Consider the following 13546-nt stretch of genomic DNA (forward strand, 5'->3'; position numbering starts at 1 on the left):
CCCGACTGCCGCAGCGGCGGCGCGCGATGCCGGGCGCGGTGGGACTCGAACGACGTTCGAGGCGGCCGCGGCGGTCCCACTCGTCGCAGCGTCGGCGACGGCACCCCATCGGCTGCCACCCGTGCGCGAGGCCGGGCCGTGAGCGCAGCGGCCGATCACCCGCGCAAGGCGGACGCGCGGGCCTGAGGCGCGGGCGATGTATGCGCGCTTCGGCAAGCGGGCCTGCGACATCCTCCTCGCCGCGCTGCTGCTCGCGCTGCTCGCGCCGCTGATCGGCGCGGCGGCGCTCGCGGTGCGGCTCGCGCTCGGCCCGCCGGTGCTGTTCCGCCAGGAACGCGCCGGGCGCGGCGGCGCCCCCTTCACGCTGCTCAAGCTGCGGACGCTGCGCGAGGGCCCGGGCGAGGACGCGGCGCGCATGACGCCGCTCGGGCGCTTTCTGCGGGCGGTGGCGGTGGATGAGCTGCCGCAGCTCGTGAACGTGCTGCGCGGGGAGATGAGCCTCGTCGGCCCGCGGCCGCTGCCCTGCCGCTACATCGCCCGCTATTCGCCGCGCCAGGCGCTGCGGCTCGCGGTGCGGCCGGGCCTCGCGGGGCTGGCGCAGGCGGCGGGCCGCAACGCCGTGCCCTGGGCCGAGCGGCTGGAACTCGACGCCCGCTATGCCGAGGCGCCGCCGCGCCTGCGCCGCGACGCCGCGCTGCTGCTGCGTTGCGCCGCCCTCGCGCTCGCCGCGCGCGGCGCGACCGCGCCCGGCCATGCCTCGATGCCGGAATTCGCGGGCGGCGAGGAATAACCTCTGGTTGATTTAGAAACTCGATTCTATCCTTTTCCGGTGACGGTCCTGGCGCCCTTGCGGCTCGAATCGCCGCCGGTGACGGAGGCCCCCGCGGCCGCGCGGGGCGCGCCGATCCCGCTCTCGCCCCCGCATCTGACGGGGCGGGAGGGCGCGGCGCTGCAGGCGGTGCTCGAGAGCGGCTGGGTGGCCCCGGCGGGGCCGGCCATCGCGGCGTTCGAGGACGCGGTCGCGGCGGCCACCGGCTTCCCGCATGTGCTCGCCACCGCCTCCGGGACGGCGGCGCTGCACCTCGCCTACCGCGTGCTCGGCATCGGGCCGGGGGACGAGGTCTGGGCGCCCGGCTTCACCTTCGTCGCCACCGTGGCCCCGGCGGTGCAGATGGGCGCGGTGCCGCGCTTCCTCGATGTCGAGCCCGGCTCCTGGACGCTCGATGCCGACCTGCTGCGGCGGGAACTGGCGGCGGCGGCGCGGCGGGGCCGGCTGCCGCGCTGCGTGGTGCCGGTGGACATCTACGGGCAGGCGGCCGACCTCGACGCCATCCTCGCCGCCTGCGGCCGCTGGGGCGTGCCGGTGCTGAGCGACAGCGCCGAGGGCCTGGGGGCGACCATCCGCGGGCGCCATGCCGGGCGCGGGGCGCGGCTCGCGGCCTTCTCCTTCAACGGCAACAAGATCGTCACCGCGGGCGGCGGCGGGGCGCTGGCCTCCGACGACCCGGTGCTGATCGCCCGCGCGCGCCACCTCGCGAGCCATGCGAAGGACCCCGCGCCGCACTACCAGCACAGCGAGACCGGGCATGCCTACGGGATGTCCTCGCTGCTCGCCGCCGTGGGGGCCGCGCAGCTCGCCGCCCTGCCGCAGCGCGTGGCGCGGCGGCGCGCGGTCTTCGCGCGCTATGCCGAGGCGCTGGCGGACCTGCCGGGCCTCGCCTTCATGCCCGAGGCTCCCTGGGGGCGCGCGACGCGCTGGCTCTCCGCGGTGCTGGTGGATCCCGCCCGCTTCGGCGCGGGGCCGGAGGCGCTGCGCCTCGCGCTTGCCGCCGCGGGGGCGGAAAGCCGGCCGGTGTGGAAGCCGCTGCCCGCCCAGCCGGTGTTCCGCGACGCGCCGCGCGCGGGGGGCGCGGTGGCGGAGTCGCTCTTCGCCGCCGGCCTCTGCCTGCCCTCGGGCAGCGGCATGACCGAGGCCGAGCAGGAGCGCGTGATCGCCGCCATCCGCGGGGCCTGCCGCGCGTGATGCCGGGGGGCGCCACCCGTCCGGCGCCGGCGGAGGCGCCGGCCCTGCCCTCGCCCGCGACGGGCCTGCCCGCGCCGGCCATCCGCGTCGCGGCGGCACCCGCGCCGCCCGCCGATCACGCGGCGCACGGCCCTTCCCACGCGCAGCATGACGGGGGCCGCCCCGCGCGGCGCGAGCACCCGCCCGGCGACGCCGACGGGGCCGCGCGCGCACGGGATCAGCAGGGGGCCGCACGGCCGCTGCGCATCCTCTACCTGCACCAGCACCACTCCACGCCTGCGGGCAGCACCGCGACGCGCAGCCACGCCTTCGCCGAGGCGCTGGCCGCGCGCGGCCATGCCGTCACCATCGCCTGCGGCCGCTACGAGGGCGCCGAGACCGGCCTCTCCGGCCCCTTCCGGCGCGGGCGGCGCGAGGGGCCGGCGGGGCGGCACCGGGTGGTGGAGTTCGACATCCCCTGCGGCAATGCCATGGGCCTCGCGGCACGCTCTGCGGCCTTCCTGCGTTATGCCGCGCGCGCCGCGCCGCTGGCCGCGGGCGGGCGCTTCGACCTGGTGGTCGCCTCCTCCACGCCGCTGACCGTGGCGCTGCCCGCCTTCGCCGCGCGGGCCCTGGCGGGCACGCCCTTCCTGTTCGAGATCCGCGACCCCTGGCCGGAACTGCCGCGCGCCATGGGCGGCGTGCCGGGGCCGGTGCTCGCGGCGATGGAGCGGCTGGCCGATGCCGCCTGCCGCCGCGCCGCCGCCGTGATCGCCCTGTCCGAGGGCATGGCCGAGACCGCCATCGCCCGCGGCGCCGATCCCGCCCGCGTGCATGTCGTGCCGAATGGCTGCGACCTGCACCTCTTCGGCCCGCATGTCGCGCCCTGGCGCCCGCCCGAGGCGGCGCCGTGGGAATGCCTCGCGCTCTATGCCGGGGCGCATGGGCGGGCGAACGGGCTCGGGGCGCTCCTCGACGCCGCCGCCATCCTGCAGGCGCGGGGCGAGCGCCGCCTGCGCATCCTGCTGGTGGGCGAGGGGGCGGAGAAGCCCGCGCTGATGGCCCGCGCGGCGCGGGAGGGGCTGGCCAATGTCACCTTCCTCCCGGCCCAGCCGCGCGCCGCGGTGGGCGCGCTGCATGCCGGGGCGCAGATCGTGCTGCACCTGCTCGCGGGCGTGCCGGCTTTCGCCGAATGGACCTCGCCCAACAAGCTGATGGACGGGCTCGCCGCCGGGCGGCCGGTGGTGACGAACCAGCCCGGCCGCGCCGCGCGCATCGTGGCCGAGGGCCCGTGCGGCATCGCCGTGCCGCCCGGCGAACCGGCGCTGCTCGCCGAGGCGCTGGCGCGGCTCGCCGCCGGGCCCGCGCTGCGCGAGCGCCTCGGCCTCGCCGCCCGGCGCCAGGCGGTGGCGAAATGGGACCGCCGCCTGCTTGCCGAGCGTTTCTGCGCCATCGCCGAGGCGGCGGCGGCATGACGCCCGAGGGGCCCGGCCGCACGCCGCCCGCCGATGCGGGCGGGCGGGCCTGCCCGAAGGGCGGCGCGCCGCCGCTGCCGGAGGTCCATCTCGTCGCCGCCGCGCGGCCGAACCTGCCCAAGCTCGCCGCGCTGTGGCACGCGCTGGCCGAGGCGCCGCCCATCTGCGCGCCGCTGCTGGTCCATACCGGCCAGCACCACGACCGCGCGATGTTCGGCGACCTGCTCGAGGATCTCGGCCTGCCGGCGCCGGCGATCTCCCTCGGCGTCTCGGGCGGCAGCCATGCCGAACTGACGGGCCGCACCATGATCGCCGCCGAGGCCGCCTGGCGCACGCGCCGCCCGGCGCTGGTGGTGGTGGCGGGCGACGTGGACGGCGCGCTCGCCGCGGGGCTCGCCGCGCGCAAGTTGGGCATCCGGCTCGCGCATCTCGAGGCCGGGCTGCGCTCGGGCGAGGCGGACATGCCCGAGGAGATCAACCGCCGCGCGCTCGATGCCATCAGCGACCTGCTCTGGGCGCCCGACGCGGCGACCGCGGTGCGCCTCGTCGCCGAGGGCTATGGCGCCGAGCGCGTGCGCGCGGTCGGCAACGCCATGGTGGACAGCCTGCTGCGCCACCTGCCCGCCGCCCGCGCGCGGCCGCTGCCGCCGGGCCTCGCGCCGGGCGGCTACGGCATCGTCACGCTGCACCGCCCGGCGAATGTGGATTCGCGCGAGAGGCTGCTGCACCTGATCGGGGCGGTGGAGCGCGCCGCCGAGCGCCTGCCGCTCGCGTGGCCGCTGCATCCGCGCACCCGCGCGCGCATGGAGGCCTTCGGCCTCGTGCCGCCGCGCAACGTGCGGATGCTGCCGCCGCTGCGCTACCTCGACTTCCTGGCGCTGATGGCAGGGGCGCGGCTGGTGGCCACCGACAGCGGCGGCGTGCAGGAGGAGGCGGCGGCGATCGGCCTGCCCTGCCTCACGCTGCGCGCCTCGACCGAGCGGCCGGTCACGCTGGCTGCCGGCGGCAACCGGCTGGTGACGCCGGAGGAGCTGCCCGCCGCCGTGCTGCTGCCGCCTGGCCGCGCGGCGCCCATCCCGCTCTGGGACGGGCAGGCGGGGGCGCGGATGCGCGCGCATCTGGCCGAGGTGCTCGCACCATGCCGCTGAAGGCGGCGCGCCGGCCGGCGCCCGTCGCCCCGGCGCGCCGCCGCGCCTGCTTCGCGCACGCTTGCGCGGGCATCCGCATCCGCCCGGTCGGTCCGGCCCATCCGGGAGGGGCCGCGATCCGTGCAGCCTGACGCCGCCATGGACGGGGCACCGCGCCCGGTGCTGCTGCTTTCGGCCGCGCATCCGCCCGCCGATACGCGCGTGGTCCGCAAGGAGGGCGCGGCGCTGGCCGCGGCGGGGCATCGCGTGGTCCACCTCGCGCCCGGCGACGCGACGGCGCCGGCGGCGGTGGAGGGTGTGGCCATCCGCACCCATCGCCACAAACGGCTGCGCGGCCTCCTGGCGCTGGCGCGCGAGGCCGCGGCGCTCCGCCCCGCGGCGATCCACGCCTCGGAGCCCGACGCCTGGCTCGCCGCGCTGCTCGCGGCGCGGCGCTGCGGGGCGCGCGTGGTGCTCGACGTGCACGAGCACTACCCCTCGCGGCTCGACGCCCGCCTGCCCGCGCCCCTGCGGCCGCTGGCGCGCGCGGCGATCCGCCTCGCCTGCCGGGCGATGGGGCGGGCGGCCGATGCCGTGGTGGTGGCCAAGGACGGGCTGGACGACGCCTTCCCCGGCGCGCGCATCGTCGCGGTGCGCAACTACGCCCCGGCGCCGGTCGCGCCGCCGCGGCGCCATGGGCCGGGGCCGCTGACCCTCGGCCATCTCGGCGCTATGACGGCCGGCCGGGGCTGGGGCTGCATGCTGGAGGCGCTGGCGCTCTGCCCGCCCGGCACGCGGCTGCGCCTGGTCGGCCGCTTCACCGACGGCAGCGAGGCCGCCTTCCACGCCCGCGCCGCCGCGCTGGGCCTTGCCGGGCGCGTCGAGGTGACGGGCTGGCTGCCCCAGCCCGAGGCGATCGAGAGGCTGCGCGGCTGCGACATCGCGCTGGTGCTGTTCCAGCCCCGCGAGGAGAACCATCGCCTCGCGCTGCCGCACAAGCTCTTCGACGCCATGGCGGCGGGGCTGCCCGTGATTGCCCCCGCCTTCGCCGAGGAGGTCGCCGCCGTGCTGCGGCGGTCGGGCTGCGGCCTCCTGGTGGACAGCGCCGACGCCTCCGCCGTGGCGCGGGCGGTCGCGGCGCTGGCCGACCCGGCGCGCCGGCAGGCGATGGGGGAGGCCGGATGGCGCGCCGCGCGCGGCCCCTTCGCCTGGGAGGGGGAGGCGGCGCGGCTCCGCGCCCTCTATCGCGGCCTCGGCATCCGGCCAGCCGGGACTGGCCCGGCACGCGCGGCGGGCCTATAGCCCCGGCATGGCCCGCGGCCCTTCCTTCCGCATCCTGCTGAACCTCGCGCTCGACAGCCTGCTCGCCGCGGCGGCGCTGCCCGCGGCGGTCTGGGCGGCCGCGCCCGGCGCCTGGCCGCCCGCGGGCTGGTGGGGGTGGGCGCTGCCGGGGGCGGTGCTGGCGCTGGCCGCCGCCGGCGCGCCGCTGCGCCTGCCGCTGCAATACTGGCGCTTCGTCGGCCCGCGCGACCTGATGGCGGTGGCGGCGGCGGCCGTCGCGGCGGCGTTGCTGTTCAGCCTCGGCCTGCTCGCCACCGGCGCCTGGCGGCCGCCCAACGACGCCTTCCCGCTGATCCATGCCGCGACCCTCGGCCTGCTCCTCGGCGGCGGGCGGGTGGCGAGCCTGCTTCAGGCCGCCCGCCGCGCGGGGGAGGCGGCGCCGGATGCCCAGAACGTGCTGCTGATCGGCGCCGCCGAGGGCACCGACCTGTTCCTGCGCGCCCTCTCGCGCGACCGGCGCGCGCCCTACCGCGTCACGGGCATTCTCTCGCTGCGCGCGCGCCAGGCCGGGCGGCGGATGCAGGGCACGCCCATCCTCGGCACGGTCGAGGAGACCGAGGCGGTGCTCGATGCGCTGCGCGCCGAGGGGCGGCTGCCGGCGGTGATCGTGCTGGCCTCGGGCCTGCCCGGCCCGGCGCTGGAGCGCGTGCTCGACGCCGCCGACCGCCACGGCGTGCCGGTGCGCCGCGCCCCGGCGCCGACCACCCTCGCCCCGGCCGGCGGGCAGGAGGGGCGGCAGGTGGAACTCCGCCCGGTCTCGATCGAGGACCTGCTCGACCGCCCGCAGGTGCCGCTCGACCGCGAGGGCATGGCGCGGCTGATCCAGGGCCGCCGCGTTCTGGTGACCGGCGCGGGCGGCACCATCGGCGGCGAACTGGCCCGCCAGGTCGCCGCGCTGGGGCCGGCGAGCCTGACGCTGCTCGATCATGGGGAGTTCGTGCTCTACGAGATCGACCTCGAACTGCGCGAGAAGCACCCCGAGGTCGCGCGCCGCGCCGTGCTCGCCGATGTGCGCGACGAGCCGCGCATCCAGCGCCTGTTCGAGGAGATCCGCCCCGAGCTCGTCTTCCACGCCGCCGCGCTCAAGCACGTGCCGATGGTCGAGAACGACCCGCTCGAGGGGCTTCTCACCAACGCGCTCGGCACGCGCATCGTCGCCGATGCGGCGCGCGCGGTGGGCACCACCGCGATGGTGTTCATCTCCACCGACAAGGCGGTGAACCCGACCTCGGTGATGGGGGCGTCGAAGCGGCTGGCGGAGATGTATTGCCAGGCCTTCGACCGTGATGCCCGGCACGGGCGGGACGGCATGCGCTGCATCACCGTCCGCTTCGGCAATGTGCTGGGCTCGACCGGCTCCGTCGTGCCGCTGTTCCGCCGGCAACTGGAGCGCGGCGGGCCACTGACCGTCACCCATCCCGACATGCGGCGGTATTTCATGACCGTGCGCGAGGCGGTGGGCCTCGTGCTGCAGGCCTCGGTGGTGGGCACCACCGACCCCGAGAACATGCCCCCCGAACTCGCCGAGGGCGGCATCTTCGTCCTCGACATGGGCGAGCCGGTGAAGATCGTGGATCTCGCGCGGCGCATGATCCGCCTCGCCGGGCTCAGGCCGGACGAGGATGTGGAGATTCGCTTCACCGGCCTGCGCCCCGGCGAGAAGCTGTTCGAGGAGCTGTTCCACGGCAAGGAGGCGCCGCGGCCGACCGCCTATCCGGGCCTGCTGGTCGCGACCCCGCGCACGGCGGACGCCGCCGTGGTGGGCCGCGCGATAGACGAGATCGCCGCCGCGGCGCGGGCGGGCAACCCGCGCAGCGCGCTGGCGCAGCTCGGCCGGCTGGTGCCGGAATTCGCGCACGCGCCCGAGGGCACGGCCGCGCAGGGCTGATGCCCGGCGCACAAGGGATCAACCTTCCCCCGCCGGCCATCGGAACCGGGTGCCGCGCGCGGCCGCCCCGCCAGCCCCGCGCGCCATGCCAGCGCGCGAAGGGTGCGCCCTCACCCGCCGGGCATGGCGCCGGCGCCGGCTATTCGGCGGCGAGCTTCGACGGCAGGCGGAAGGTCACGTCCTCGACGATGCCGGGCAGCGCCTCGGCCGAGGTGGCGCCGAGCGCGCCGAGCCGCGCCACCAGCTCCTCCACCAGCCGCTCGGGCGCGGAGGCGCCGGCGGTCACGCCGACCGTGCCCGCGCCCTCGAGCCAGGCGGGATCGAGCGCCGAGGCGTCGGCGATCAGATAGGCGCGCGCGCCGCATTCCGCCGCGATCTCGCGCAGGCGGTTGGAGTTGGAGGAATTCGCGGCACCGACCACCAGCACGACCTCGGCGATCCGCGCCAGTTCCCTGACCGCGGTCTGCCGGTTCTGCGTGGCGTAGCAGATGTCGCGCGTGTCCGGCCCGACGGCGTCGTCGAAGCGCTGCCGGATGGCGGCGATGACGGTGCGCGTGTCGTCCACCGAAAGCGTGGTCTGGGTGATGTAGGAGACGGGCCGCTCCCGCGGGATGGGCAGGGCCTCGACCTCGGCGGGGGTGGCGACGAGGTGCACCTCCCCGTCGATCTGGCCCATGGTGCCGATCACCTCCGGGTGGCCCGCATGGCCGACGAGGATGACGGCGCGGCCCTGCGCGGCATAGCGCCGGCCCTCGTTGTGCACCTTGGTGACCAGCGGGCAGGTGGCGTCCAGCACGTCGAGGCGGCGCAGCGCGGCCTCCCCCTCGACCCGGCGGGAGACGCCGTGGGCCGAGAAGACGGCGACCGCGCCCTCGGGGATCTCCTCGACCTCCTTGACGAAGACGGCGCCGCGCGCGCGCAGGTCCTCGACGACATGGCGGTTGTGGACGATCTCGTGGCGGACATAGACGGGCGGGCCGTAGCGGACGAGCGCCCGCTCCACGATCTCCACCGCGCGCACCACGCCCGCGCAGAACCCGCGCGGCTGCGCCAGAACCACACGCATAGCCCGTCGCCTTCCCAGCCGTTTCCGACCGCCAGGATGTTGGGGCGCGCGGGCGGAAGGCAACACTCGATTGCGGCCGGACCCGTCCGGCGCGGTTGACAGGCCGCCGCGCCTACCAGCCGTTCACCCGGTCCCAGACGGCGATCACCTCCGCCCCGCCATCCACCACGTAATAGCGGTCATGGGCCGCGACCGTCAGGCAGGTGTGGTTGGGCGCGATGCGCACCAGCGCGCCGATGGGCAGGCGGTCGAAGGGCAGGGGGGCCTCGCCGCGCACCTCGCCATGCTCCTGGTGGGTGCGCTGGACGATGGCCTCCCCGAAGGTCGCGCGGCCCTCGCGGTCGAGCATCAGGCCGAAGCCGTAGTCCTTCGGCGCCTTCTCGGTGCTGCGGTCCTTGGACAGCGCGATGGCCCCGGCATCCACCAGCACCGCGTTGCGCTCCGGCTTGCGGCCGGTGACGGCGGCGAGCACCGTCACCGCGATGTCCTCGAGGCCATGCGTGCCGATCTGCGCCTGGAACAGGTCCCCGAACATGTAGACCCCGGCGCGGACATCGGTGACGCCCGCCATGTCCCGCCCATGCAGCGCGGTGGGGGAGGAGCCGAGCGAGACCACCTCCACCCTCACCCCGGCGGCACGCAGGCGCTGCGCGGCGAGCACGGCGCCGCGGTGCTCGGCCTCGGCCACCGCTTCCATGCCGGCGAGGCTGCGCTCGGCATAGGAATGCCCGGCATGGGTCATCACGCCCGCGCAGCGGGCGCCGAGGCGGCCGGCGATCTCGGTCAGCAGCGGGCCGTCGGGGGCGACGCCGCCGCGCCCCTCGCCGCAATCCACCTCGACGAGCGCGCGCAGCAGCCCGGGATGGGCGGCGATGGCCGCGGCGGCATCGGCGTCGTCGGTGATGACCTTCACATCGGCACCCTGCGCGTTCAGCGCCGCGATGGCGTCGAGTTTCGCCGGCGTGACGCCGACCGCGTAGATCTGGTCCCGGAAGCCGCCGCCGGCGAAGTAGCGGGCCTCCGCCACCGTGCTGACCGTGATCGGCCCCTTGCCCGGCGCGGCGAGCTCGGCCACCGCGAGCGACTTCGCGGTCTTCATGTGCGGGCGCAGCACGAGGCCCGGATGCCGCGCCACCGCCGCCGCCATGCGGGCGAGGTTGCGCTTCAGGATGCCGAGGTCGAGGACGAGGCAGGGGGTGGGCAGGTCGTCGAGGGTCATGCGCCCTTGTCGCGCCGGGCCGGCGCGGCGGCAAGGCGGCCTCGGAAACCGTTTGCGAATGCGCCGACGGGCGCATTCTGCAGTCCGGCACCGGCCCGCTCCCCCACCCGGCCACCCAACGACAGTATCCTGGATGGGTGGCCGGGTGGGGGAGCGGGCCGGTGCCGGCATTCTCGAACGGTCTCTCAGGGCCAGCGCGCCTCCGGATCGAGCGGCAGCACCGGCCGCGGCATGTGCCGCCAGTCAAAGCGCGAGAGGATGGGCGAGGTGAGGCCCGGGCAATCCACCTCGATGATCCGGTCGTGGGAGAAGAACTCGTCGAAGCCGCCGCGGAAATGCCCGCGCGACTTCACCACCACCGCCCGCGCCGCGCCGATGTCGAGGCCGAGATGCTCGAAGAAGACCGGGTCGGCGCATTGCGCGCGGCCCTCGGTCACCACCACCGAGAGCCCGCCGATCTGGAGGCACGCCGTCCGCCCCAGCGTCATCGCCATGCCGGCATAGATGCCGCGCCGCCCGGTGACCCGGCCGTCGGAGACGGCGCGCACCACCGCCTCGGCCGCGAAGGGGCGGCTGAAGGGGGCGTCGGGCGCGGCGTCGCGGTTGAAGCGCGCGGTGAAGCGCGCGCCGGGCCCTAGGCCATGCGCCTCGATGGCGAGGGGCGCGTCGAGCAGCATGCCCACCAGCACGTCCCGCGCCCCGGCCGCGTGCAGCGCCTCGAGGATCCAGACCGTGGTGCCGGCGGCGCCGCCGCCGGGATTGTCCGCGACATCGGCCAGAGCCAGCGGCACGGGGCTTTCGAGGACGCGGCGCACCGCCTCCTCCAGCGGCGTCAGATGCGCGACGAAGCGGTGCCGCCGCTCCCAGGCCGCCCGCGCCAGGCGGTCGGCCAGGGCCTCGGCCGCCGCGGCGTCGGTCGCGGTGACGATCACCGCCATGCCGTTGAAGGGCGTGTCGCCATAGGCGAAGCCGCCCATCACCGAGACATTGGCGATGCGCGCATCCTGCGCCGCGAGGTCCTGGCCGAGGCCGATCACCTCCGCATAGGGCCCCTGCGCCGTGAGCTGGGAGACGGTGGGCGCGACCATGGGCAGGCGGCGGAAGGCGCGGTGGAAGCGCTCGCCCGCGATCAGCCGGCGCAGGAGCTGCGCGCTCTCCGCGCCGCGCTCGCGCAGGTCGAGATGGGGGTTGGTGCGGTAGCCGACGAAGGCGTCCACCGTCTCCACCATGCGGTCGGAGACATTGGCGTGCAGGTCGTAGGAGCAGACGAAGGGCACATCGCCCAGCACCTCGCGCACCAGGGCCTGCAGCGTGCCCTCGGGGTCGTGGTCCGCGGTGGTCAGGCCCGCGCCGTGCATCACGCAATAGACGCCGTCCACCCGCCCCTTCGCCGCTTCCAGGCCACGGCGCCAGATCGCCATCATCGCGGCGAAGAGGCCGGCCTCGACCGGGCCGTTCGGCTCGGCCATGGCGAGCAGGATCGGCACCGGTTCCCACGGGCCGGCCGCGTCCATGTCGGCCACGAAGCCCGGCATCTCGGCCAGCGCGCGCGGCACCGGGGCGCGCGCATCGGAGAGGATGGCCTCGCCTTCGAGCCAGCAGCGCCGATCGAAATCGGCACGCGTCGCGGGCGGGGCGAAGCGGTTGCACTCGATGGAGAAGCCGAGCAGGGCGATGCGGGGCGTCATGCGGGATCCTTCGTCATGTCGTCATGCAGCCGGACCATGCGGCCGATGAACCACAGCTTGCCGATCAGCGTCGCGAGCATCCCCGCCAGCATCGGCCACGGGGCGAGCGCCGCGATGCCGTAGATCATCAGCGCGAAGCCCGCGAGGGCGGCGGCGCTGAGCAGATGCGGCGCGAGGCGGTGATGCGCGGGCACCGGCACGCGGTCGCGCGCGGCCCACAGCCTCTCCCCCAGCACGCCGCGGGTCATCCAGGCATCGCGCCGCGCGGGCGGCGGAAACAGGCGCGGGTTCGCCCACAGCCAGAGGACCAGCAGCACGAGCAGCAGCAGCCACCAATGGCCGATCCAGACGCGGCTCCAGCCCACCAGCGGCAGGAGCGGCAGGGTGGCGAGGCGCGTCCAGCCGCTCCAGGGGTTGGAATGCCGCGCCCAGCCTTCCTCATCGAGCCGGAACAGGGCGGCGAGGCGCGATTCCGGTGTCAAGGCGGGCGGTCCTCCCGGCCGGACAGGGTCTCATGCCGCGCGCGTCGCGCGGCCATGCGCTGCGCGATCAGCCGACCCGCCAGCCCCGCGCAGCACAGCCGGCGCAGCGCCGGAAACCCCCCACGGCCGATCAGAGCGCCAGGCCCAGCAGCTCCGCGATGCGCGGCGTGGCCTTGAGGCCGGTGCCGGTCAGCACGATCACGGTCGTCTCGTCGGCGCGGATGGTCCCGGCCTCGAGCAGCCGCGCGAAGGCCGCCGCCGCCTGGGCGCAGGTCGGTTCCACGTAGATGCCCGTGCGCGCGAGGTCGAGCGTGGCGGCGGCGATCTCCTCCTCCGTCAGCATCACCGCGCCGCCGCCGGTCCGGCGCAGCACCTCGTTCACCTCCGCAAGCCTGAGCGGCTCAGCGATGGCGGTCCCCTCGGCGATGGTCGGCCTGGCGGCGGCCGGCGCCTCGCCCAGGAAGGCGCGCGCGATCGGCGCGCAGTTCGCGGGCTGGGCGGCGAAGATGCGCGGGGGCTTCGCGATCTCCCCCGCGCGGACCAGTTCCGCGAAGCCGATGCCACAGCCGAGCACGTTCGAGCCCGCCCCGCAGGGCACGATGACATTGTCGGGGGCGGCGAAGCCGAGATCCTCCCACAGCTCGTAGGCGAGCGTCTTGGTGCCCTCGAGGAAGAAGGGATGCCAGTTGTGGCTGGCGTAGAAGATGCGCTCGGCCTCGGCCAGCGCGGCGTCGGCGCAGTCCTGGCGGCTGCCGGGGATGAGGCGGATGGCCGCGCCCGCCGCGCGCGCCTGCACGGTCTTGGCGGGCGAGGTGCTCTCGGGCACGAAGATCGTCGCCGCCATCCCGCCCGCGGCGGCATAGGCCGAGACGGCCGCGCCGCCATTGCCGGAGGAGTCCTCCAGCACCTCCGTCACACCCTGCGCCCGCAGCAGCGAGAGCATCACCGATGCGCCGCGGTCCTTGAAGGAACCGGTCGGCATGAACCATTCGCATTTCAGCAGCGCCGAGGCGCCGGCGATCACGCGCGGCACGAGCGGCGTGCAGCCCTCGCCCATGCTGATCGGGTCCTCCGGCGCGAAGGGCAGGGCGGCGGCATAGCGCCAGATCGAGCGTTCCTCGGTGCGGATCGCATCCCGCGTGATGCCGGGCAGCGGCGTCAGCAGCAGCGGCGCGCGGCCCTCGCCGCACCAGCGCGGCGTATCCAGCGGCCAGGTCCGCCCCGTGCGGGGGTCGAGATAGGCGGTGTCGGTCATGGG

At 76.3% G+C, this 13546-nt stretch carries 11 protein-coding genes; 6 read left to right on the plus strand and 5 right to left on the minus strand.

Annotated elements, in window-relative coordinates; translation table 11 throughout:
* Positions 1-196: 196 nt before the first annotated feature.
* The 6 genes from FHS88_RS01675 (at position 197) to FHS88_RS01700 (ending at position 7833) form a co-directional block, all read left to right on the plus strand.
* Positions 197-790, plus strand: a complete 594-nt coding sequence (locus FHS88_RS01675) for a sugar transferase (RefSeq protein WP_184480647.1) — start codon at positions 197-199, stop codon at positions 788-790.
* A 39-nt stretch (positions 791-829) separates the two neighbouring features.
* Entirely contained in the window at positions 830-2023 is a 1194-nt protein-coding gene (locus tag FHS88_RS01680) for a DegT/DnrJ/EryC1/StrS family aminotransferase (RefSeq protein ID WP_338146341.1), read from the plus strand.
* Entirely contained in the window at positions 2023-3477 is a 1455-nt protein-coding gene (locus FHS88_RS01685) for a glycosyltransferase family 4 protein (RefSeq protein ID WP_184480649.1), read from the plus strand. The genes FHS88_RS01680 and FHS88_RS01685 overlap by 1 nt, the downstream gene beginning before the upstream one ends.
* Positions 3474-4625, plus strand: coding sequence for a non-hydrolyzing UDP-N-acetylglucosamine 2-epimerase (wecB, locus tag FHS88_RS01690; RefSeq protein ID WP_184480651.1), 1152 nt, complete (start codon positions 3474-3476; stop codon positions 4623-4625). Before FHS88_RS01685 ends, wecB begins: the two co-directional genes overlap by 4 nt.
* A gap of 138 nt (positions 4626-4763) precedes the next feature.
* Positions 4764-5906: a glycosyltransferase gene (locus tag FHS88_RS01695; RefSeq protein WP_184480653.1), complete on the plus strand. Its 1143-nt coding sequence runs from the start codon at positions 4764-4766 to the stop codon at positions 5904-5906.
* Between the two features lie 7 nt (positions 5907-5913).
* Entirely contained in the window at positions 5914-7833 is a 1920-nt protein-coding gene (locus tag FHS88_RS01700) for a polysaccharide biosynthesis protein (protein ID WP_184480655.1), read from the plus strand.
* Between the two features lie 139 nt (positions 7834-7972).
* On the opposite strand, the gene ispH is transcribed toward FHS88_RS01700, so the two are convergent.
* From ispH to FHS88_RS01725, 5 genes are all read right to left on the minus strand, one after another.
* A complete protein-coding gene (gene ispH / locus FHS88_RS01705) occupies positions 7973-8899 on the minus strand; it encodes a 4-hydroxy-3-methylbut-2-enyl diphosphate reductase (RefSeq protein WP_184480657.1) in 927 nt (308 codons plus the stop codon).
* 112 nt (positions 8900-9011) lie between these two features.
* On the minus strand, positions 9012-10118 hold the full coding sequence (locus FHS88_RS01710) for an alanine racemase (protein ID WP_184480659.1): 1107 nt from the start codon (positions 10116-10118) through the stop codon (positions 9012-9014).
* A gap of 185 nt (positions 10119-10303) precedes the next feature.
* Complete coding sequence (locus tag FHS88_RS01715; RefSeq protein WP_184480661.1) at positions 10304-11806, minus strand: M81 family metallopeptidase; 1503 nt, start codon at positions 11804-11806, stop codon at positions 10304-10306.
* Complete coding sequence (locus FHS88_RS01720; RefSeq protein ID WP_184480663.1) at positions 11803-12288, minus strand: DUF6653 family protein; 486 nt, start codon at positions 12286-12288, stop codon at positions 11803-11805. The genes FHS88_RS01715 and FHS88_RS01720 overlap by 4 nt, the downstream gene beginning before the upstream one ends.
* Before the next feature lie 130 nt (positions 12289-12418).
* Positions 12419-13543, minus strand: coding sequence for a threonine synthase (locus FHS88_RS01725; RefSeq protein WP_184480665.1), 1125 nt, complete (start codon positions 13541-13543; stop codon positions 12419-12421).
* Positions 13544-13546 lie beyond the last annotated feature (3 nt).

The sequence above is a fragment of the Neoroseomonas alkaliterrae genome (assembly GCF_014199195.1).
Taxonomy (GTDB): Bacteria; Pseudomonadota; Alphaproteobacteria; order Acetobacterales; family Acetobacteraceae; genus Neoroseomonas; species Neoroseomonas alkaliterrae.

Excerpts from the sequence above, each read along its gene's own strand:
- FHS88_RS01685 (WP_184480649.1), top strand. The coding sequence starts at position 2,023 with ATGCCGGGGGGCGCCACCCGTCCGGCGCCGGCGGAGGCGCCGGCCCTG.
- FHS88_RS01695 (WP_184480653.1), top strand. The coding sequence starts at position 4,764 with ATGGACGGGGCACCGCGCCCGGTGCTGCTGCTTTCGGCCGCGCATCCG.
- wecB (WP_184480651.1), top strand. The coding sequence starts at position 3,474 with ATGACGCCCGAGGGGCCCGGCCGCACGCCGCCCGCCGATGCGGGCGGG.
- FHS88_RS01725 (WP_184480665.1), bottom strand. The coding sequence starts at position 13,543 with ATGACCGACACCGCCTATCTCGACCCCCGCACGGGGCGGACCTGGCCG.
- FHS88_RS01715 (WP_184480661.1), bottom strand. The coding sequence starts at position 11,806 with ATGACGCCCCGCATCGCCCTGCTCGGCTTCTCCATCGAGTGCAACCGC.
- ispH (WP_184480657.1), bottom strand. The coding sequence starts at position 8,899 with ATGCGTGTGGTTCTGGCGCAGCCGCGCGGGTTCTGCGCGGGCGTGGTG.
- FHS88_RS01700 (WP_184480655.1), top strand. The coding sequence starts at position 5,914 with ATGGCCCGCGGCCCTTCCTTCCGCATCCTGCTGAACCTCGCGCTCGAC.
- FHS88_RS01710 (WP_184480659.1), bottom strand. The coding sequence starts at position 10,118 with ATGACCCTCGACGACCTGCCCACCCCCTGCCTCGTCCTCGACCTCGGC.
- FHS88_RS01675 (WP_184480647.1), top strand. The coding sequence starts at position 197 with ATGTATGCGCGCTTCGGCAAGCGGGCCTGCGACATCCTCCTCGCCGCG.